Raw genomic sequence first — 17452 nt, forward strand, 5'->3', positions numbered from 1 at the left:
ATGATGCTCCACAAGATGATCTTCGCGCTTGCGCTCGCCGGTGTCGCGGCGGGGGTGGCCGAGGCGCAGACCGCACCGGCTCCTTTGCCAGTGCCGTTCCCAAACGCGCCGCAGACCGGCGCACCTGCGCCGCAGGCTCCGGGCCAGCCCGGCGGCTCCAACCCGCAGCAGCAAGGGGAATTGGTGGTCGATGTCGTGGGTGGCGTGTCGGCCCCGCTCGGCATCGCCATTCCAGTGATGCCGACCTCCGATGTGGTCAATACGCCCGCCGGGCGCACCGACCAGCTCGGGCAGCAGCTCGCGCAGATCGTCACCACCGACTTGCGCAACTCGGGCCTGTTCAAGCCGCTCGATTCGGGCGTGAAACCGGTGCTCTTCCCCGAAGTGACCGCGCCGACCTTTGATTATTGGGGCGGGGCCGGGGCGTCGGCGCTGGTACAGGGGTTCATCCGCGCCAATGGCGATGGCACGCTGACGGTCGGCTGCTATCTCTATGACGTGTTTTCGCGCGCGGAGCTGGCGCGGCAGGGCTTTGTCGTGCCGCCGAGCGAATGGCGGCGCGCCGGACACAAATGCGCCGACATGGTCTATTCGAAGCTGACCGGCGAAGGCCCGTATTTCGACAGCCGCGTCGTCTACGTCTCTGAGACGGGCCCCAAGGGCAAGCGGATCAAGCGGCTGGCAATCATGGATCAGGATGGTGGCAACCACCGCTTCCTGACCAACGGCCAGGCGATCGCGCTGACGCCGCGCCTTTCGCCCGACCAGCGCTCGATCGTTTATATGAGCTATGTCGACGATCGCCCGGCCATCTATGTTTATGATCTGGCGAGCGGGCGGCAGCGGCTGCTGGTGCCCAACACCAATTTGACCTTTGCGCCGCGCGTCTCGCCCGATGGCAAATGGGTGCTGTTCTCGATGGCGGTCGGCGGCAATACCGACATTTACCGCGTGCCGCTGAGCGGTGGCACGCCGCAGCGGCTGACCGATTCCCCCGCGATCGACACCGGCGGCACTTATTCGCCCGACGGTTCGCGCATCGTGTTCGAGAGCGATCGTTCGGGCACGCAGCAATTGTACGTGATGAACGCCGACGGATCGCAGCAGCAGCGCATCAGCTTCGGCAGCGGCCGCTATGCGACTCCGGTGTGGAGCCCGCGCGGCAATCTGATCGCCTTCACCAAGATTGGCGGATCCTTCCGCATCGGCATCATGAGCCCGGCCGGGGGCAATGAGCAGTTGTTGACCGATGGTGCACAGGACGAAGGGCCGAGCTGGTCGCCCAACGGTCGCGTGCTGATGTTCTTCCGCTCGAGCGGTGGCGGGAACGGGCGCGCCGATTTGTGGTCGGTCGATCTCACGGGCGTGAACGTTCGCCGCGTTCCGACGGTGCTCGATGGATCCGATCCCGCGTGGGGACCGTTACGCCCCTGACGCAAATTGTGTGTACGCTTGTATCACCACCTTTCCCCTAAGGAGACGCTGACATGGCTAAATTGACGACCTCGCTGCTGATCGGGACCGCATTGTTCACTGCGGCTTGCGCGAAGAAGCCGCCTGCGGTCATTCCGCCTGCGCCCGGCCCGTCGGTCGTCGATCCCAATGCCGGCCAGGGCAGCATCGCGCCAGGTTCGCGCGCCGACTTCGAGCGTTCGGTCACCAGCAACACCGTCAATTTCGCGCTCGACAGCTTCTCGCTGGATGACCGGGCACGTTCGATCCTCGACAGCCAGGCGCAGTGGCTGACACGTTACCCCAACGTGCCGGTCAGCCTGGAAGGCCATTGCGACGAGCGCGGTACGCGCGAATATAACCTCGCGCTGGGGGATCGTCGTGCGCTCGCCGCCAAGAATTATCTGGCTGCGCGCGGCGTTGCGCCGGGTCGCATCTCGACGATCAGCTACGGCAAGGAACGCCCGATCGCACTGGGTTCGGACGAAGCTGCCTGGGCACAGAACCGCCGCGCGGTTACCATCGTTCTCAATTGAGATCGCCTGCTCCGCCTTGGCGGGGTTGAGACAAAGGGCGGCGTCGGCTTTGCCGGCGTCGCCCTTTTGCTGTCTGTCACCCGTTCGCCTCCGTCCTTTCGCCCTCTTGCGGCGCACCTGACTTCGATATAAATATGATATCATATTTAACGGGAGGAACAGATGGTCGAGTCGGGTACACGCAACACCGCGCTGACGCTGTCGCGCGAGCATGGCGCATCGACGTCGAGCGGCTATGCGATGCTGCTGGTGATGCTGGCGTCGCTGGCGCTGGGAATTTTCGGTGTGACGTTGCTCAAGCACCAAGCCGATCTGGGCGGGCCGATCGTGGCGGTGGCGAGCATCGTGTTCGTTTTCGTGTCCGGCGGTTTCTATATGCAGCAGCCCAATCAGGCGACGGCGATCACGCTGTTCGGCGCGTATAAGGGCACCGATCGCAATACCGGCCTGCGCTGGCTGTTGCCGTGGCTGGGGCGCAAGAAGGTGTCGCTGCGCGCCAACAACATGATTTCGGAACGGCTGAAGGTGAACGACCTGCGCGGCAACCCGATCGAGATCGCGGCGCAAGTCGTGTGGCGCGTGACCGATACCGCGCAGGCGCTGTTCGATATCGACGATTACAAGGCATTCGTGATCGTCCAGATCGAGGCGGCGGTGCGCACGATCGGCGCGCGCTACCCCTATGACGATTATGAGCATCAGGAAGTGACACTGCGCGGCAATCACGACCAGGTCGGGGCGGAGTTGCGCCAGGAATTGATCGCGCGGTTGGTGACGGCGGGCATCACCGTTGACGAATGCGGCTTTACACACCTTGCTTATGCCCCGGAAATCGCGGGCGCGATGTTGCGGCGGCAACAGGCGCAGGCGGTGGTCGCGGCGCGCAAGACGCTGGTGGAGGGCGCGGTCGGCATGGTCGAGATGGCGCTGGATCTGCTCTCCGCCAAGGGGGTGGTCGAACTGGACGACGAACGCCGCGCGGCGATGGTCTCCAATCTGATGGTCGTGTTGTGCGGCGAGCGCGATACCCAGCCGGTCGTCAACGCCGGTTCGCTTTACCAATAGGACGCGCACCTTGGCGGCTCCCCCCAAAAAGGCGTTTCCTTTGCGTCTCGACCCCGCTTTGTACGCGGCGGTCGAGCGGATGGCGGCGGCCGATTTGCGGAGCGTCAATGCCGAGTTCGAATGCCTCCTGCGCGAGGCGCTGGCCAAGCGCGGCGTGAAACTCGCTGCCCCCAATCCGCCCCGGCGCGGGCGCCCACCCAAGGGAGAAGACCATGAAGACGCGTGATCTGGTCGACCATTACCGGGTCGAAAAGGGCTATTGGTTCGTGCCGCACATGTTTGGCTTCGGCGTGACGCCGGTGACGTGGCAGGGCTGGTTGGTGACGATCGGCTTTGCCGCGCTATTGGCCGTCGATGTGCGATTCCTGCAGGACCAGATCGGGCAAATCGGCATCGGCGTGGCATTGGTCGGGCTGTTCACGATGATCGCGATCCGCAAGACGCAGGGCGGGCTGGGCTGGCATTGGGGAACGCGCAAATGATCCGCGCCACGCTTCTCGCCGCGGCGGCGCTGATCGCCTCTCCCGCTGTCGCCACGACCCCGGTGCCGACTGACCTCACCGCACCGGGCCCAGAAGGGCCGCTCGCGGGGACGCTGCTCGATCCCGACGGCAGGGCCCCGCTGGTGCTGCTGATCCCGGGGTCAGGGCCGACCGACCGCGACGGCAACAATCCGCTGGGCGTGGCGGGCGGCCCCTATCGCCAGCTCGCCGAGGCGCTCGCCGCCAAGGGCATCGCCACGCTGCGCATCGACAAGCGCGGGCTGTTCGGCAGCAAGGCGGCGCAGGCCGACCCCAATGCCGTAACCACCGCCGATTATGCCGCCGACGTACAGGCGTGGAGCAAGGTCGCACGCGCCCGGACCGGGCGCGCGTGCATCTGGCTGCTCGGCCATAGCGAGGGCGGGTTGGTCGCGTTGCAGGCGGCGCAGAGCCCCGTCGGGATCTGCGGGTTGATCCTGGTGTCGAGCGTCGGCCGCCCGATGGGGGCGGTACTGCGCGAGCAATTGCGGGCGAACCCGGCCAATGCGCCGCTGCTGCCCGCCGCCGATGCGGCGATTGCGTCGCTGGAGGCGGGCAAACGAATCGACGCGACGCAATTGCCCGTGCCGCTGCAGACGCTGTTTCCTGACCGTTTGCAGGGCTATTGGATCGACTTGCTGTCGCACGATCCCGCACGGCTTGTTGCTGCGGTAAAACTGCCGGTGCTGATTCTGCAGGGCACGCGCGACATACAGGTGAGCGTCGCCGATGCCGAGGCGCTGCATCGCGCCCAGCCCAAGGCGACGCTGACGCTACTGCCCGGCATCAACCACGTGCTGCGGCCCGTTGCGAGCGACGATCGCGCGGCCAACCTTGCCACCTATCGCGACGCGGCGCTGGCTATTTCACCGAGCGTGGCGGAAGCGGTCGCGGGGTTCGTACGGCGGTAGCGGAGGTGCGAGCCGCGCCATACCGTTCGGGCTGAGCCTGTCGAAGCCCACCCCTCCGCCGCACGCGCCGTTGCGTGGGCGAGGGGTGCCCTTCGACAAGCTCAGGGCGAACGGAAGGCGGGGTCGAGTGCTCTCACCCCAGCGCGGCGTCGAGCAATTTGGCGAGGCGCAGGCCGCCGCGTTCGACTTCGAGCCGGGCGACGGGCACGAGCTTCTCGATCGTCGCTTCGTCGAGTGTCACGCGGGCCGGGGTCGGCGCGCACGGGTCGGCCATCGCGCTGCCATAGGCTGCGTCATGCGCGACGTGCCAGCTTTCGCGGCTCCAGTCGGTGACATCCCCCGCGGCGACTTTCGCGCGCACGGCGGCCGGATAGCGGTGCACCAGTGACGGGCCGGTGGTGATGGCGCGTTCGGCGAGATAGCCGTCCCAGATGCTGTGCAGGTTGAGCCGCGGCGGGCTGTAACTGCCATAAACCGCCTTCACGTCATTGCCGCCCTTGTCGTCCTTCTCGCCGGCATGAAGTGGCTGGTGGAGATCGCCGACGAAGTGGATCAGGAAAGCGAGTGCCTCGACGCGATCCTTTTCGGGTGCGTGACGGTTCTTGAGCAAGGCGACGTCGCGCGTGATTTGCGCAGAGACGCAATTGCCGTCCTTGCACGGCACCACCAGATCGAACGGGTGGCAGATGTTCACGTCCTGAAAATGCCAAGTATAGGCATAGCCGAAGCGCGATTTGCCGTTCGCATCCTTGAGCGGCTTGACGCAATCGGCCCAGACGCTGGCTTCGGCAATGGTCGCGGCCTTGCACTCGGGCGTACCGAGCAGGTCGGAATGGCGGAGCAGGTCGCGAATCGCGGCACGCGTCTTGGGGCGGACATTGGCTTCGGCGATGCGGGCAACGGTCTGATGGCCATATTCCCAATAGGCCGAAGCGGGCGCGGCGACGGTGGCGGCCAGCAGGGTGGCGAGAACGGCAAAGCCGGGGCGAACGCGACGGATACAGGTCATGGGATGGCTTTAGTCGTGTGGCGGGCATCGCGAAAGGCGTGATCGTCCCTCACCCTCCCGCCGCCTTGCGGCTCCCTCCCTCTCCCGATGGGAGAGGGAATTTCAGTCGTCGCCGAAGATGGCGACGTCGCGCTGGCCGTCGGAGCCGAGGCGCGCGCGGTACATGCCGGGGGTGGTGAAGTGCCACAGCGCCTCCCCGTTGGGGCCGGTGACGATCACCCCACCGGTGCCGCCGAGCGCGGCGACCTCTGACAGCACGGCCTGAGCCGCAACCTCGAGCGATTCGCCTGCCAGGCGCGCCCGCGCGCAAATTTCATGCGCGACGTTCACACGGATGAAGAACTCGCCCGCGCCAGTGCACGACACCGCGCCCGCGCGGTCATCGGCATAGGTGCCAGCCCCGATCAAAGGCGAATCGCCGATGCGGCCCCAATTCTTGCCGGTCACGCCACCGGTCGAGGTTGCCGCCGCAACATGGCCCGCCGCATCGCAGGCTACCGCGCCGACCGTGCCATATTTCATGTCGACGTCGAACGCGCCGCCGCCGCCGAGCATCTCGTCCAATTGCGCGCGGCGTTCGGGCAGGATCAGCCAGTCCTGCGTTGCGGGCTCGCAGCCCTGTTCGCGGGCGAAGGTTTCGGCACCCGCGCCGCTGAGCAACACGTGCGGGCTGTGCACCATCACCGCGCGGGCGAGCGACACCGGGTGGCGCGCGGTCGTAACGCCCGCCACAGCACCCGCCGCCCGGTCGCGCCCGTCCATGATCGCGGCGTCAAGCTCGGCCACGCCTGCGCGAGTCAGCGCAGCCCCGCGCCCGGCGTTGAAGTGCGGGTCGTCTTCCAGCACGCGCACCGCCGCCTCGACCGCGTCGAGCGCCGCTCCGCCATCTGCGAGGATCGCGGCCCCGGCATCGAGCGCGCGGCCGAGACCCGCGCGCGCGCCCTCGGCTTGCGCAGGGGTGATCGTGTCGCGCGTCATTTGCCCCGCGCCGCCGTGCAGCACCAACGTCCAGCTCATCGCATCCCTTTCTTACGAGCGCGCGGTCGCAGGCCGATCAGCGGCCGCAACCAGCCGATTTCGCGCCCCACCGCATAAAAGATCCAGCAGCCGCCGAGCGTCGCCACCAGCAGGATAGCGAATTCCGCAGCGCGCGGCAGGCCGAAGTGGAGCAGCCAGCCCTCGACCCCGACGATGATCGTCTGGTGGATCAGGTAGAAGGGAAACACCGCTTCGGTCAGCACGCGTCGCCACGGGTGATCGCGATTGAGATAGGAATCGGCGAGGCCGATCAGTGCGACGATCATGCTCCAGCCCTGTACCGCGCGGGCGCTGGCGAACAGGAGGCCCCACGGCCAGGCCGGGCTGGCGCTGTTCGGCCAGCGCAGCTCGATTGCCGCGACCAGCGCGTAGCAAACCAATGCGGTGACGAGCGCCCACGGCCACCACCGCCGCATCGCTGCAAGCCCGCTCGCGGAGCCAGCAAGCGCGAAGCCGAACAAGAAGGCTGGCAGATATTGCGCGTGCGACACCAGATCGCCGACCAGATCGTTGGTCGGCGCGACGCCGGGGAACAGCCACGCGCTGACCACCACCAGCCACACCGCCGGGATCAACCACACCAGCACGCCGCCAAACATGCGGTCGAACACAGGCTGGAGGCTCCGTTGCCCGACCAATGCGACCGCCAGCGCCAGCAGCATCGTATAGATCCACAGATAGCCGACGAACCACAGATGCTGCCAAGTCGGCAGCGCGATGCCGCTGATGGTGACAAAGCGGAAATAATCGTGCCCGAGGAAATAGGGAAAGCCATGCGGATAGCCGTGCTGGGTGACCAGTTCGACCCACGGCTGCACCGGCACGATCACCACCACCCCGAACAGCAAGGGCAGGATCAGCCGCAGCGTGCGATTGGCGACGAAATCCTTGGTGCCATCCCCGCGCACCAGCAACGCGCGGCTGGCATAGCCCGACACCACGAACAGCAGCAGCAGGCGCCAGCTGTTGATCGCCAGCATCGGCACCACCACCCATGGTAGCGGCTGCGCGGTCTTGGCATGGAAGCCCCAGGGGACGAAGACCATGCCGATATGATAGAGGATGAGCAGGCCGAATGCGCCGATGCGCAACCAGTCCAGTCCGTAATGCCGTTCCATCCGGGGGCCCTAGGGTGTTGTCTTTGCGGGCGCAAACTCTAGCGGTTTCGGTTGGCGCAGGACGGCGCTATAGGGGCACCGCAACCCAGAGGAATTTCTCCATGTCCGTTCGCCCGTGGCGCGACATTACCCGCCGCAAGAGCCGCCAGATCATGGTCGGCAACGTCCCCGTCGGCGGCGACGCGCCGGTCACCGTCCAGACGATGACCAACACCCCGACCAGCGATGCCAAGGCGACGATCGACCAGATCCGCCGCTGCGAAGATGCCGGCGTCGACATCATCCGCGTGTCGTGCCCCGATGTGGAGAGCACCGCCGCGCTGAAGCAGATCGTCCGCGCGAGTCGCGTGCCGATCGTCGCCGACATCCATTTCCACTATAAGCGGGCGCTGGAAGCCGCCGATGCGGGTGCTGCTTGCCTGCGCATCAACCCCGGCAACATCGGCTCGGCCGAGCGCGTCAACGAAGTCGTCAACGCTGCCAAGGCCAATGGCTGTGCGATTCGCATCGGCGTGAATGCTGGCAGCCTCGAAAAAGACTTGCTCGAAAAGTACGGCGAGCCGTGCCCCGAGGCGCTGGTCGAATCCGCGCTCGACCATATCAAGCTGCTGCAGGACCGCGACTTTCACGAATTCAAGGTGGCGGTAAAGGCGTCCGACCTGTTCCTGGCGGTGGCGGCGTACCAGCAACTGGCCGAGACGGTCGATTGCCCGCTGCATCTGGGCATTACCGAGGCGGGCGGCTTCGTCGGCGGCACGGTGAAGTCGGCGATCGGGATCGGCTCGCTCTTGTGGTACGGCATTGGCGACACGCTGCGCGTCTCGCTTTCGGCCGAGCCCGAGGAGGAAGTGCGCGTCGGCTTCGAGATCCTGAAGGCGCTTGGCATCCGCAATCGCGGGGTGCGCGTGGTGTCGTGCCCCTCATGCGCGCGGCAGGGCTTCGACGTGATCCGCACGGTGCAGGCGCTGGAGGAACGGCTCCAGCACATCCGCACGCCGATGTCGCTGAGCGTGCTCGGCTGCGTCGTCAACGGCCCCGGCGAAGCGCGCGAGACCGATATCGGCCTCACCGGCGGCGGCAATGGCAAGCACATGGTGTATCTGTCAGGCGTGACCGACCACACCGTGAACAGCGAGGACATGCTGGAGCATATCGTCAAGCTGGTCGAGGAAAAGGCCGCGGCGATCGAGGCGCATGAAGCAGCCATCGCGGTGGCGGCGGAATAGGAACGCGCGCCGGGCCTTGCGCGCCCGGGATTCTGGGTATGGGGCAAGCCCCCGTTCCGCCCGCGTTGACGGCTCCTTAGGCACAAGGCTTAGCCCGACCCTAAGGAGCCACGCGCTATCAAGCCGTCATGAAAATCGCGCTTGGCCTTGTCGTTCTTGCAGGCATTGGCATTGGCCTTGCGCTTCCTGCTGCGCGGCCTGCCCCGATCGCTGTCGTGGCAGCGACGCCCCCCGCCGAGATGCCCGTCGCGACCCGGATCGCACGCAGTCCCAGCGGGCACTTCCTCGCCGTCGCCAATGTCAATGACGAGCCGGTTTGCTTCCTCGTCGATACCGGTGCCGATACCGTCGCGCTGACGCTGGACGATGCACGACGCGCGCATGTCGCGTTCGATCCCGCCCAATTCACCGTGATCGGCAAAGGCGCTGCGGGCGATGTTCGCGGGCAGGAAGTGCGAATCGCCTCCATCGTGCTGGACGGCAAGCGCGCGAGTGACGTGCGCGCGGTCGTGCTTCAGGACAGCGAGATGTCGCTGCTCGGCCAGAATTACCTGCGGCACATTGGCTCGGTGAAAATAGCCGACGACACCATGACGCTGGAATGAGCGAGCCGGCGCAAGGGTGACGCTGAGGGTGCAGGCCGCTATGCCCAGCGCCATGAAGCCCGTTTCCGCCACCTTCGCCTTCACCGTCGCCGCGATCGGCATCGCCACCTATTCGACGATGGACGTGCTGATGAAGGGGCTGTCGATCGCCAGCGGGGCCTATTCGGCGGTGCTGTGGCGATCGGTGGTGGGCGTCGCGCTGCTCGGTACGGTGTTCGTCTTGCGGCGGCGGCCGTGGCCGGGGCGGGCGGCGTTGCGCCTGCATGTGCTGCGCGGCGCGACCGCGGGGGTATCGGTGCTGCTGTTCTTCTGGGGCCTCGCGCGGGTGCCGATGGCGCAGGGTGTGGCGCTGACCTTTCTGGCACCGCTGATCGCGTTGTATTTCGCGGCAGCGCTGCTGGGGGAGACGATCCGGCGCGGGGCGATCCTCGGCTCGATCGTGGCCAGCGCGGGTGTACTGGTGATCGCGGCGGGCGAGGTGCAGGCGCACGCCTCGACCGCGCATGTGCTGGGATCGATCTCCATTTTCGCGGCCTCGATCTTCTACGCTTATAGCCTGATCCTGCTGCGGCAGCAGGCGCAGGTGGCCGACCCGCTGGAGGTCGCCTTGTTCACCAGCATCGTGCTCGGGGGATTGCTGCTGGTCGGCGCGCCGTGGTTTTCGGGGCTGCCGACGGTGGCGCAATGGCCGCAGATCGGCGCGGCGGCGGTGCTGGGCTCAGTCTCGGCGATGGCGCTCGCCTGGGCTTATGGCCGGGCTGAGGCGCAGGTGCTGGCCCCGGTCGAATATACTGCCTTTCTGTGGTCGGCGTTGCTCGGTTGGTGGGTGTTCGGCGAGACGGTGTCGCTCTACACGACGCTCGGGGCGGCGCTGATTATCGCGGGGTGCGTCGCCGCGGTGCGCGGCCATGCTGCGCCCGCCCCGCAAACCGAGGCTGCCGCATGACCCATATCCGTCCCGCTACCCCGGCCGACGTGCCGTTGATCCTGCATCTGGTGCGCGAACTCGCCGCCTTCGAACGCGAATCCGACAAGGTGGTGGCGACCGAGCCGTTATTGCAGGACGCGCTGTTCGGCGCGCATCCCGCAGCCGAGGCGGTGATTGCCGAACTCGACGGCAAGCCCGTCGGCATGGCGTTGTTCTTCCACAATTTCTCGACCTGGACCGGCTGGCGTGGGCTGTATCTGGAGGATCTCTACGTCACGCCTGAAGCGCGCGGGGCGGGCGTCGGCAAGGCGTTGCTCAAGCATCTCGCGGCGCTGGCGGTGGCACGCGGGTGCACGCGCTTCGAATGGTCGGTGCTCGACTGGAACGAGAAGGCGATCGCCTTTTATCGCTCGATGGGCGCACTGCCGATGAAGGAATGGACGGTGTACCGCGTCACCGGGGAGGCGCTGGCGACGCTGGCGGAGCCTGGCTGAGGGGCGAAGGTCTGTTCTCCCGCGAAAGCGGGAGCCCAGGATTGCAAGCGGATCGCGCGTTGCCCTGGGCTCCTGCTTGCACAGGAGCACGATCGTCTTGCGATCAGACCGCGATCTGTACGATCGCGTCGACCTCGACTGCGGCACCGAGCGGCAGCGACGCGACGCCGACGGCGCTGCGGGCATGCTTGCCGGCTTCGCCGAACAAGGCGACCATCAGGTCCGACGCGCCATTGGCGACCTTTGGCTGGTCGGTGAAATCGGCGGTCGAATTGACGAACACGCCGAGCTTCACGATCCGCTCGACGCGGTGAAGCCCGCCAAGGGCCGCCTTGATCTGTGCGACCAACATCAGCGCGCACGCCTGGGCGGCGGCGGCACCGGCTGCGAGATCGACCGACTCGCCCAGCCGCCCGGTGATGACAGCGCCATCCTTGAACGGCAATTGGCCGGAAATGTGGAGCAGGCCGTGCGCATCGACCGTCGGCACATAGGATGCGACCGGGGCGGCGGCGGCAGGCAAAGCAAGGCCGAGTTCTGCGAGCTTGCGGTCGATACGGTCAGTCATGCTGGGTCCTTTCGGGGGATAAGGCGGCAGGCACTCCGGCCGCAAAACGATCGGCGATCCATGCTTGCGCCGCCTGCCAATCATCGATGCGGACATGCGCGTCGGGCGCGGGGGGCACGTTAGGGGCGAGCGAGGGCTCGGAAATCATGTGCAGGCGGTGCACCTGCGGCGCGTGCTTGGCGACCGAGGCGTGGTGCACCGCGAGATCATCGACGAACACCGTGACCGGGTTGCCATGTTCGGCGACCAGCCGCGCGACGGGATCGCCCTTGCCGCCCTGGTTGGTCTCGACGCGGTACGCCATGTCGTGACCGAGCAATTGCGCGACGCGCGGTTCGCGATTGTGGTCGGCGAGGTTGGTCAGGATGACGACATCGGCGACTTGCGACAGCGCGGCTAGCGCCTCGCGCGCGTGGGGGACGAGCGTCTGGCGGCTCATCTCGGCGGGAAAGAAACCCTCGAGCAGGCCCCACATCTCCTCGCGCGTCGGGGCGGAGCCACCCGAGATGCGCGTCATACTGGTGGCGAAATCGCCGCCATTGGCGGTAAAATCGATGTCATGATGCTCGCGCAGCCACACGCCGAAATGCCGCACCATGTGCAGCAGCACTTCGTCGCAATCGCAGATCAGCAGGCCCTTCATGCGGCAGTCTCCAGCGCGGCGCGCGCCGCGACGATCGCTTCGGGGCGCTCGCCAATCCCGTCTGCGCAGGCGATCAGATCGGGTTCATACGATTCCAGGAAGCCGAGCACCGCAGACAGCACTGCGGGTTCGCCCGCACGCGTGCGCAAATCGGCGGGGGTCATGCCCGTCACATCGAGCAGGCGCAGCGCCCGGTCCGGCTCACCCAGCGTCCACACCAGCGCGCGCAGCGCCAGTTCGGCCGGTTCGGGGTTTGTTTCTCGGGCGCGCATTGCTTAGGGAAATTCCATGGACCAGGACGATTTGGGCGTGGCAAAAAGGGTGCTCGTTGTCGAGGACAACGAACTCAACCTCAAACTTTTCTGCGATCTGCTGCGCGCGCACGAATATGTGACCGAGGGCGTGCGCGACGGCCGCGAGGCGGTGGCGCGCGCGCGCGCGTTCGCGCCCAACCTGATCGTGACCGATATCCAATTGCCGCATCTGAGCGGCTATGATTTGATCCTGCAGTTCAAGGCCGATGAGGCTTTACGCGACATCCCGATCATGGCGGTGACGGCCTATGCCGGGCGCGAGGATGAGGAGCGGATTCGCGCAGCGGGCGCCGATGCCTATGTGTCCAAGCCGATTTCGCTGATGCGCTTTGTGGATGCAGTGGCGGCGTTGGTCTAAGTCGTTCCAAACTCCGGGGAGATGAGCATTGACCGATTCGGATATCGCAGCGCCGGCGTATCGCAGAATCGGTGTTCCGTTGATGCTGGGCCTGATCCTGCTACCGATCGTGTTTTACTGGTTCCTATGGCGGCAGGGCTATTCGACGGCGGCCCGTATCGGGGCGGGGGTGTATCTGGTTCTTGGCTTGGCGTTATGGCTGGTGCGCATCATCCAACCGTAATCGATCGACGGTGCACAGCGCAGAAAAGCCGCAAGGTTGCCCTTGCGGCTCAAGCTCGCGACCTCCGCGCAGTGCGGCGCGGGTGTGAAAGACGGGCGGGCTATGCCGCCCGCGCGATCACTTGATCTTGGCTTCCTTGAACTCGACATGCTTGCGCACGACGGGATCATATTTGCTGAAGCTCAGCTTCTCGGTCTTGGTGCGCGGGTTCTTCTTGGTGGTGTAGAAGAAACCAGTGTCCGCCGTGCTGACGAGCTTGATCTTGACCGTGGTCGGCTTTGCCATGACCTGAATTCCTGTGATCTGAAAATGCAAAAGCGGCGAACCGGTCGCCGCTCTTAAGCGTCGCCCGATGAAGGAAGCAGCGCGTGATGTCAAGCACGACGGGACGATTCGGCAGGGCTTAAGCGCGTGTTTACCACCGCGCGCGCAAGATGCACGTCAGAGGGGACGAAATATGGCGGCACCTGACAGCGCAATCGCAATAGCCCAGGCCGAACTCGCCGCGCGAGTCGCGATGGTCGGGATGCGCGCGAGCGCCGCCTCAACCGCCGCGCTGGCGGCGGAGGTCGATTCGATTCGCGCGGCAGCGCAGGCCTATGGCCTGTATCCTGCGGTCGCAGTGACCCATGCCATCGATGCAGCGCTGGCGCGGGGCGAGCGCGGCGCGCTAGTGCTCGGCTGGATCGCGATCCTGCGCGACGCGGTATCGTCCGATCGCCACGATTCCCACGCTTGCGAAACCTTTGCCGCGGCCTGCTCGGTTCGCCTGGCCGGTTGAAGCGGAAGCAATGGACGTTCTGATGGCCGCCATCGTCGCGGCGCTGTTGGCGCAAGTAAGCGATCGCACGCCGTGGGCTGTTGCGGCGCTGGGCGACCGGTATGACGAAAAGGGCGCGGTGATCGCGGGCGTTGCGCTGGCGCTGGCGTTCGGCAATGCGGTGGGGGTCGTGGGCGGGATCCTGGTGGCACCGATGCTGTCGCCCAATGCGCAGGGGCTGTTGCTGGCACTGGCCATGCTGTCGGGCGGCGTCGCCGGCTTCTGGCCTAGCAAGCCCGCTAAAGCACGCCGCTGGCGGCTGGGGCCGTTTGGGTCGAGCCTTGTGGCTGTGGGCGTGCTCGGCTTTGGCGATCGCACACAATTCATCACGGCCGCTTTTGCGACGCAGGCCACCACTCCGGCCTTCGCCGGGATCGGCGCGACGATCGGCAGCCTGGCGGTGACTGTGCCCGCGACACTGCTGGGCGAACGGGGCCTGCGCAAACTGCCGACCACTGCGCTGCGCCTGGGCGCGGCGACGGTGTTGACGCTGGCGGGGGCGGTGCAGGCGTTGTCGGCGCTACGGCTCATCTAGCGATCCGATCGCTGAGATCGTAATTTTATCCAAGCCGACCGGGAGCCAATCGGCTATCGCTTCGTTGCAGCACCGAACCAAATATTCTGCCTGCGAATGGAGTAGATCATGGCCGCCGACGCACTCAAGACCCCCACCGATTTGAAGACCAATGCCGTCAAGACGGTGTCGCAGGCGCTTAACGGCATTCTCGCGGATTCGTTCGCGCTCTACCTCAAGACCAAGAATTTTCACTGGCACGTGTCGGGTCCGCATTTTCGCGACTATCACCTGATGCTGGACGAACAGGCCACCCAGATTTTTGCCGCGACCGACGATATTGCCGAGCGCGTACGCAAGATCGGCCAGACCACGCTACGCTCGATCGGCGACATTGCGCGCCACCAGACGATCAAGGACAATGACGCCGATTTCGTCGCGCCCGAAGCGATGCTGAGCGAATTGCGCGACGACAATCTCAAGCTGGTCGAAGCGCTGCGCGAAGCCAAGGACCTGGCCGATGCGGCCAAGGACAATGCGACCAGCGCCGTCATCGACGACTGGACCGATCAGGCCGAGCGCCGCGCCTGGTTCCTGTTCGAGGCTAGCCGCAAGGGCTAACGCCTTAACGCTTCGCCGGACCGACGGTGACGAGCCACAGGTCCGGCGGCGCGTGGACACGTAGCGGCGCGTTGCTGGTGCCGAGGCCACCCGACACCACCACCGTCCGGTTGCCGTCGTGGACGACGCCGCACAGATAGCGCCGCCGCGCCACCGGCACGCTGACGGGGCCAAGCAGCGGGAGTACAATCTGTCCGCAGTGCAGATGCCCCGCGAGTAGCAGCCGGAACGTCCCGGGAAACGGAGTTGGGGCGTCTGGGCTGTGGGTCAACACGACATGTGCTCCGTGCAGTTTCGCCATCGCTGCGATCGTTGTCGGAACGTTCGCATGATCGGTATCAAAATCCCCGAGCCCGCCGATCACGATCGGTCCGCGCTGAGTCGCGGTATTTTGCAAAACGGGAATGCCGATCCGTGCCAGTGCGTTGGTGACGGCTTGCGGATCTGTGTTGTAATCGTGATTGCCAAGCACCGCTACCGTGCCGAGCGGTGCCTTTAACCGCACAAGCGATTCGGCGATGAGCCGAGATCGCACCTTTGCCTGCGGCTTGTCATAGTCCGCGAGAAAGTCGCCGCCGATCAGAACCAGATCGGGCTTCAGCGCGTTGACCTGATCGACGATGCGATCGAGCCGCGCGCGGTCCATGCTGGCATTGCCGAGATGGATGTCGGTCAACAGCGCCAGCGTGATCGGCGGCGCACCCTTTGGCCAATCCGGCAACGTGACGGTTGTGCGGCGGACGATCGGATCGGCGCGGGAGGCGACATAGGCACCAAGCAGCAGAGCGAGCCCGATCAGGACCAGGCCCGCGACGAATCGAAGGATACGCGACATGGCGGGACTGCTAGCCGGACAGGGCGCGATGCGCCATGGTGCTGCGACGATGCGTGCTTTTGCCGATCTCCTGGACGGGCTGATCTACACCCGCTCGCGCAATGCGAAGCTGAAGCTGATCGTCGATTATCTGCGCGCGGTGCCCGATCCCGATCGCGGCTGGGCGATGGCGGCGCTGACCGGGGAACTCGACCTTCCCGGTGTGAAACCGGCGGTGATTCGGGCATTGATCGAGGAACGCGTGGATCCCGTGCTGTTCCGGATGAGCCGCGACTATGTCGGCGATACCGCCGAAACCGTCGCCTTGTTGTGGCCAAAGCCCTTGGTCGTGCCGGACGCGGAGCCTCTCGGCATCGCGCAGGCAGTCGATCGGCTGGCGGCATTGTCGCGATCGGATACCCCCGCCGTGTTGGCCGCGATGCTCGACCGGCTCGACGCCGACGAACGCTTTGCCCTGCTCAAGATGGCAACGGGGGCGTTGCGGATCGGGGTTTCCGCGCGGCTCGCCAAAACGGCGCTGGCGCAGGCGTTCGCGCTCGATGTCGAGGCGGTGGAGGAAGTGTGGCACGGGATCGCGCCGCCTTATACCGCGCTGTTCGACTGGGCGGAGGGGCGCGGCGACCAGCCGACCAGCGCCGACGTGCCGGTGTTCCGCCCGTTCATGCTGGCGCATCCGCTGGAGGATTTGCGCGTCGATCTCGCCGATTATGCCGCCGAATGGAAATGGGACGGCATCCGCGTGCAATTGGTGCATGTCGCCGGGCAAACGCGGCTGTACAGCCGGACCGGCGACGACATCACCGCCAGCTTCCCGGAAGTGGCGCGCGATTTCGCGACGGCGGGCGTGCTCGACGGCGAATTGATGGTGAAGGGCGACGCCCAAGGGGCGGCAACCGAAGAAGGGGGTGCCGCGAGCTTCAACGCCTTGCAGCAGCGTTTGGGGCGCAAGGTGGTTTCGGCGAAGATGCTGGCCGAGGCCCCGGCGTTCGTGCGGCTCTACGACATTCTTTACGATGGCGAGGAGGATCTGCGGGGCCTTCCGTGGAGCGAGCGCCGCGCGCGGCTGGAGGCGTTCGTCCCGCAGCTCGATGCTGGACGGTTCGATCTCAGCACCGTCATTGCCGCTGAACATTTTTCCGCGCTCGAAGGCATACGCGCGGGCGCGCGCGATGCCGCGATCGAGGGGGTGATGCTCAAGCGGCGCGATTCGCCTTATGTCGGCGGGCGCAAGACCGGGCTGTGGTACAAATGGAAGCGCGACCCGCTGACCGCCGATTGCGTGATGCTCTATGCCCAGCGCGGGAGCGGGCGGCGATCGTCTTTCTACAGCGACTACACTTTTGGCTGCTGGACCGAACAGGGCGAGCTGCTGCCGGTGGGAAAGGCCTATTCGGGCATCACCGACGACGAATTGAAGATGCTCGATCAGTTCGTGCGCAACCATACCACGGCGCGCTTCGGCCCGGTGCGCGAGGTGGAAAAGACGCTGGTTCTCGAAATCGCGTTCGATTCGATCCACGCCTCCAAACGCCACAAATCGGGCGTAGCGATGCGCTTCCCTCGCATCGCACGCATCCGCACCGACAAGCCCGCCGCCGAGGCTGATACCGTGGCGGCGCTCAAGCGGATGATCACCTGAGGCGGCGTGACACG

General features: G+C 66.0%; 24 protein-coding genes. 16 read left to right on the plus strand and 8 right to left on the minus strand.

Annotated features, from left to right (window positions below; genetic code table 11):
• The 6 genes from tolB to ACP7BL_RS00925 all read left to right on the plus strand — a co-directional run bounded on the left by tolB (nucleotide 1) and on the right by ACP7BL_RS00925 (nucleotide 4485).
• Nucleotides 1–1434: a Tol-Pal system beta propeller repeat protein TolB gene (gene tolB, locus ACP7BL_RS00900; protein ID WP_426257377.1), complete on the plus strand. Its 1434-nt coding sequence runs from the start codon at nucleotides 1–3 to the stop codon at nucleotides 1432–1434.
• A 53-nt stretch (nucleotides 1435–1487) separates the two neighbouring features.
• Nucleotides 1488–1988: a peptidoglycan-associated lipoprotein Pal gene (gene pal / locus ACP7BL_RS00905; RefSeq protein WP_033963920.1), complete on the plus strand. Its 501-nt coding sequence runs from the start codon at nucleotides 1488–1490 to the stop codon at nucleotides 1986–1988.
• Between the two features lie 162 nt (nucleotides 1989–2150).
• Nucleotides 2151–3053: an SPFH domain-containing protein gene (locus ACP7BL_RS00910; RefSeq protein ID WP_126849380.1), complete on the plus strand. Its 903-nt coding sequence runs from the start codon at nucleotides 2151–2153 to the stop codon at nucleotides 3051–3053.
• A gap of 10 nt (nucleotides 3054–3063) precedes the next feature.
• On the plus strand, nucleotides 3064–3279 hold the full coding sequence (locus ACP7BL_RS00915; RefSeq protein WP_126849379.1) for a toxin-antitoxin system HicB family antitoxin: 216 nt from the start codon (nucleotides 3064–3066) through the stop codon (nucleotides 3277–3279).
• Nucleotides 3266–3535 carry a hypothetical protein gene (locus ACP7BL_RS00920; RefSeq protein WP_341202653.1) on the plus strand — a complete coding sequence of 90 codons (270 nt, stop codon included), beginning with the start codon at nucleotides 3266–3268 and terminating at the stop codon, nucleotides 3533–3535. Before ACP7BL_RS00915 ends, ACP7BL_RS00920 begins: the two co-directional genes overlap by 14 nt.
• Complete coding sequence (locus ACP7BL_RS00925; protein WP_426257378.1) at nucleotides 3532–4485, plus strand: alpha/beta hydrolase; 954 nt, start codon at nucleotides 3532–3534, stop codon at nucleotides 4483–4485. Before ACP7BL_RS00920 ends, ACP7BL_RS00925 begins: the two co-directional genes overlap by 4 nt.
• A gap of 133 nt (nucleotides 4486–4618) precedes the next feature.
• Here the strand turns inward: ACP7BL_RS00925 and ACP7BL_RS00930 are convergent, their stop codons facing one another.
• The 3 genes from ACP7BL_RS00930 to ACP7BL_RS00940 form a co-directional block, all read right to left on the minus strand.
• Nucleotides 4619–5494 (minus strand): S1/P1 nuclease, encoded by an 876-nt coding sequence (locus ACP7BL_RS00930; RefSeq protein ID WP_426257379.1) that lies wholly within the window; start codon nucleotides 5492–5494, stop codon nucleotides 4619–4621.
• Between the two features lie 102 nt (nucleotides 5495–5596).
• The gene (locus ACP7BL_RS00935) at nucleotides 5597–6511 is read right to left on the minus strand and encodes an isoaspartyl peptidase/L-asparaginase family protein (protein ID WP_426257380.1); all 915 of its coding nucleotides are present in this window, start codon (nucleotides 6509–6511) and stop codon (nucleotides 5597–5599) included.
• The gene (locus tag ACP7BL_RS00940; RefSeq protein ID WP_426257381.1) at nucleotides 6508–7650 is read right to left on the minus strand and encodes an acyltransferase family protein; all 1143 of its coding nucleotides are present in this window, start codon (nucleotides 7648–7650) and stop codon (nucleotides 6508–6510) included. Before ACP7BL_RS00940 ends, ACP7BL_RS00935 begins: the two co-directional genes overlap by 4 nt.
• A gap of 101 nt (nucleotides 7651–7751) precedes the next feature.
• Here ACP7BL_RS00940 and ispG point away from each other — a divergent pair, with 101 nt between their 5' ends.
• The 4 genes from ispG to ACP7BL_RS00960 all read left to right on the plus strand — a co-directional run bounded on the left by ispG (nucleotide 7752) and on the right by ACP7BL_RS00960 (nucleotide 10903).
• Complete coding sequence (gene ispG, locus ACP7BL_RS00945) at nucleotides 7752–8876, plus strand: flavodoxin-dependent (E)-4-hydroxy-3-methylbut-2-enyl-diphosphate synthase (protein ID WP_426257382.1); 1125 nt, start codon at nucleotides 7752–7754, stop codon at nucleotides 8874–8876.
• A 128-nt stretch (nucleotides 8877–9004) separates the two neighbouring features.
• Entirely contained in the window at nucleotides 9005–9481 is a 477-nt protein-coding gene (locus ACP7BL_RS00950) for a retropepsin-like aspartic protease family protein (protein WP_426257383.1), read from the plus strand.
• 40 nt (nucleotides 9482–9521) lie between these two features.
• Complete coding sequence (locus ACP7BL_RS00955; protein WP_426257384.1) at nucleotides 9522–10427, plus strand: DMT family transporter; 906 nt, start codon at nucleotides 9522–9524, stop codon at nucleotides 10425–10427.
• Nucleotides 10424–10903 carry a GNAT family N-acetyltransferase gene (locus tag ACP7BL_RS00960; RefSeq protein ID WP_426257385.1) on the plus strand — a complete coding sequence of 160 codons (480 nt, stop codon included), beginning with the start codon at nucleotides 10424–10426 and terminating at the stop codon, nucleotides 10901–10903. The genes ACP7BL_RS00955 and ACP7BL_RS00960 overlap by 4 nt, the downstream gene beginning before the upstream one ends.
• 103 nt (nucleotides 10904–11006) lie before the next feature.
• Here ACP7BL_RS00960 and ACP7BL_RS00965 read toward each other — a convergent pair whose 3' ends face one another.
• Genes ACP7BL_RS00965 through ACP7BL_RS00975 form a run of 3 tightly spaced genes read right to left on the minus strand, consistent with a single transcriptional unit; the run spans nucleotide 11007 to nucleotide 12386 of the window.
• Nucleotides 11007–11471 carry a RidA family protein gene (locus ACP7BL_RS00965; RefSeq protein WP_126849370.1) on the minus strand — a complete coding sequence of 155 codons (465 nt, stop codon included), beginning with the start codon at nucleotides 11469–11471 and terminating at the stop codon, nucleotides 11007–11009.
• Nucleotides 11464–12114 carry an HAD family hydrolase gene (locus tag ACP7BL_RS00970; RefSeq protein WP_126849369.1) on the minus strand — a complete coding sequence of 217 codons (651 nt, stop codon included), beginning with the start codon at nucleotides 12112–12114 and terminating at the stop codon, nucleotides 11464–11466. The genes ACP7BL_RS00965 and ACP7BL_RS00970 overlap by 8 nt, the downstream gene beginning before the upstream one ends.
• Nucleotides 12111–12386 (minus strand): DUF3572 domain-containing protein, encoded by a 276-nt coding sequence (locus ACP7BL_RS00975; protein ID WP_426257386.1) that lies wholly within the window; start codon nucleotides 12384–12386, stop codon nucleotides 12111–12113. Before ACP7BL_RS00975 ends, ACP7BL_RS00970 begins: the two co-directional genes overlap by 4 nt.
• Nucleotides 12387–12423: 37 nt before the next feature.
• Between ACP7BL_RS00975 and ACP7BL_RS00980 the strand changes: the two genes are divergently transcribed.
• Both ACP7BL_RS00980 and ACP7BL_RS00985 read left to right on the plus strand, forming a co-directional pair.
• Nucleotides 12424–12786 (plus strand): response regulator, encoded by a 363-nt coding sequence (locus ACP7BL_RS00980; RefSeq protein WP_010405037.1) that lies wholly within the window; start codon nucleotides 12424–12426, stop codon nucleotides 12784–12786.
• Between the two features lie 28 nt (nucleotides 12787–12814).
• On the plus strand, nucleotides 12815–13009 hold the full coding sequence (locus ACP7BL_RS00985) for a hypothetical protein (RefSeq protein ID WP_033965464.1): 195 nt from the start codon (nucleotides 12815–12817) through the stop codon (nucleotides 13007–13009).
• Between the two features lie 117 nt (nucleotides 13010–13126).
• On the opposite strand, the gene rpmG is transcribed toward ACP7BL_RS00985, so the two are convergent.
• Nucleotides 13127–13294, minus strand: a complete 168-nt coding sequence (gene rpmG, locus ACP7BL_RS00990) for a 50S ribosomal protein L33 (RefSeq protein ID WP_010162189.1) — start codon at nucleotides 13292–13294, stop codon at nucleotides 13127–13129.
• Between the two features lie 172 nt (nucleotides 13295–13466).
• Between rpmG and ACP7BL_RS00995 the strand changes: the two genes are divergently transcribed.
• The 3 genes from ACP7BL_RS00995 to ACP7BL_RS01005 all read left to right on the plus strand — a co-directional run bounded on the left by ACP7BL_RS00995 (nucleotide 13467) and on the right by ACP7BL_RS01005 (nucleotide 14964).
• Nucleotides 13467–13790, plus strand: a complete 324-nt coding sequence (locus ACP7BL_RS00995; RefSeq protein ID WP_033965462.1) for a hypothetical protein — start codon at nucleotides 13467–13469, stop codon at nucleotides 13788–13790.
• Between the two features lie 10 nt (nucleotides 13791–13800).
• Nucleotides 13801–14364 (plus strand): TMEM165/GDT1 family protein, encoded by a 564-nt coding sequence (locus ACP7BL_RS01000; protein WP_426257387.1) that lies wholly within the window; start codon nucleotides 13801–13803, stop codon nucleotides 14362–14364.
• Between the two features lie 108 nt (nucleotides 14365–14472).
• Nucleotides 14473–14964: a Dps family protein gene (locus tag ACP7BL_RS01005; RefSeq protein WP_033965460.1), complete on the plus strand. Its 492-nt coding sequence runs from the start codon at nucleotides 14473–14475 to the stop codon at nucleotides 14962–14964.
• A 4-nt stretch (nucleotides 14965–14968) separates the two neighbouring features.
• Here ACP7BL_RS01005 and ACP7BL_RS01010 read toward each other — a convergent pair whose 3' ends face one another.
• Nucleotides 14969–15799 (minus strand): metallophosphoesterase, encoded by an 831-nt coding sequence (locus tag ACP7BL_RS01010; protein WP_137902739.1) that lies wholly within the window; start codon nucleotides 15797–15799, stop codon nucleotides 14969–14971.
• Between the two features lie 49 nt (nucleotides 15800–15848).
• Here ACP7BL_RS01010 and ACP7BL_RS01015 point away from each other — a divergent pair, with 49 nt between their 5' ends.
• Nucleotides 15849–17438 carry a cisplatin damage response ATP-dependent DNA ligase gene (locus ACP7BL_RS01015; RefSeq protein ID WP_426257629.1) on the plus strand — a complete coding sequence of 530 codons (1590 nt, stop codon included), beginning with the start codon at nucleotides 15849–15851 and terminating at the stop codon, nucleotides 17436–17438.
• Nucleotides 17439–17452 lie beyond the last annotated feature (14 nt).

Source organism: Sphingomonas sp. DC1600-2, from assembly GCF_049897605.1.
Classification (GTDB): domain Bacteria; phylum Pseudomonadota; class Alphaproteobacteria; order Sphingomonadales; family Sphingomonadaceae; genus Sphingomonas.

Coding starts and splice junctions, on each gene's coding strand:
- tolB (WP_426257377.1), top strand. CDS start 1: ATGATGCTCCACAAGATGATCTTCGCGCTTGCGCTCGCCGGTGTCGCG.
- ACP7BL_RS00970 (WP_126849369.1), bottom strand. CDS start 12,114: ATGAAGGGCCTGCTGATCTGCGATTGCGACGAAGTGCTGCTGCACATG.
- ACP7BL_RS00920 (WP_341202653.1), top strand. CDS start 3,266: ATGAAGACGCGTGATCTGGTCGACCATTACCGGGTCGAAAAGGGCTAT.
- ACP7BL_RS00925 (WP_426257378.1), top strand. CDS start 3,532: ATGATCCGCGCCACGCTTCTCGCCGCGGCGGCGCTGATCGCCTCTCCC.
- ispG (WP_426257382.1), top strand. CDS start 7,752: ATGTCCGTTCGCCCGTGGCGCGACATTACCCGCCGCAAGAGCCGCCAG.
- pal (WP_033963920.1), top strand. CDS start 1,488: ATGGCTAAATTGACGACCTCGCTGCTGATCGGGACCGCATTGTTCACT.
- ACP7BL_RS00950 (WP_426257383.1), top strand. CDS start 9,005: ATGAAAATCGCGCTTGGCCTTGTCGTTCTTGCAGGCATTGGCATTGGC.
- ACP7BL_RS00930 (WP_426257379.1), bottom strand. CDS start 5,494: ATGACCTGTATCCGTCGCGTTCGCCCCGGCTTTGCCGTTCTCGCCACC.
- ACP7BL_RS00940 (WP_426257381.1), bottom strand. CDS start 7,650: ATGGAACGGCATTACGGACTGGACTGGTTGCGCATCGGCGCATTCGGC.
- ACP7BL_RS00995 (WP_033965462.1), top strand. CDS start 13,467: ATGGCGGCACCTGACAGCGCAATCGCAATAGCCCAGGCCGAACTCGCC.
- rpmG (WP_010162189.1), bottom strand. CDS start 13,294: ATGGCAAAGCCGACCACGGTCAAGATCAAGCTCGTCAGCACGGCGGAC.
- ACP7BL_RS01015 (WP_426257629.1), top strand. CDS start 15,849: ATGCGTGCTTTTGCCGATCTCCTGGACGGGCTGATCTACACCCGCTCG.
- ACP7BL_RS00960 (WP_426257385.1), top strand. CDS start 10,424: ATGACCCATATCCGTCCCGCTACCCCGGCCGACGTGCCGTTGATCCTG.
- ACP7BL_RS00975 (WP_426257386.1), bottom strand. CDS start 12,386: ATGCGCGCCCGAGAAACAAACCCCGAACCGGCCGAACTGGCGCTGCGC.
- ACP7BL_RS00935 (WP_426257380.1), bottom strand. CDS start 6,511: ATGAGCTGGACGTTGGTGCTGCACGGCGGCGCGGGGCAAATGACGCGC.
- ACP7BL_RS01000 (WP_426257387.1), top strand. CDS start 13,801: ATGGACGTTCTGATGGCCGCCATCGTCGCGGCGCTGTTGGCGCAAGTA.
- ACP7BL_RS00910 (WP_126849380.1), top strand. CDS start 2,151: ATGGTCGAGTCGGGTACACGCAACACCGCGCTGACGCTGTCGCGCGAG.
- ACP7BL_RS00955 (WP_426257384.1), top strand. CDS start 9,522: ATGCCCAGCGCCATGAAGCCCGTTTCCGCCACCTTCGCCTTCACCGTC.
- ACP7BL_RS01010 (WP_137902739.1), bottom strand. CDS start 15,799: ATGTCGCGTATCCTTCGATTCGTCGCGGGCCTGGTCCTGATCGGGCTC.
- ACP7BL_RS01005 (WP_033965460.1), top strand. CDS start 14,473: ATGGCCGCCGACGCACTCAAGACCCCCACCGATTTGAAGACCAATGCC.
- ACP7BL_RS00965 (WP_126849370.1), bottom strand. CDS start 11,471: ATGACTGACCGTATCGACCGCAAGCTCGCAGAACTCGGCCTTGCTTTG.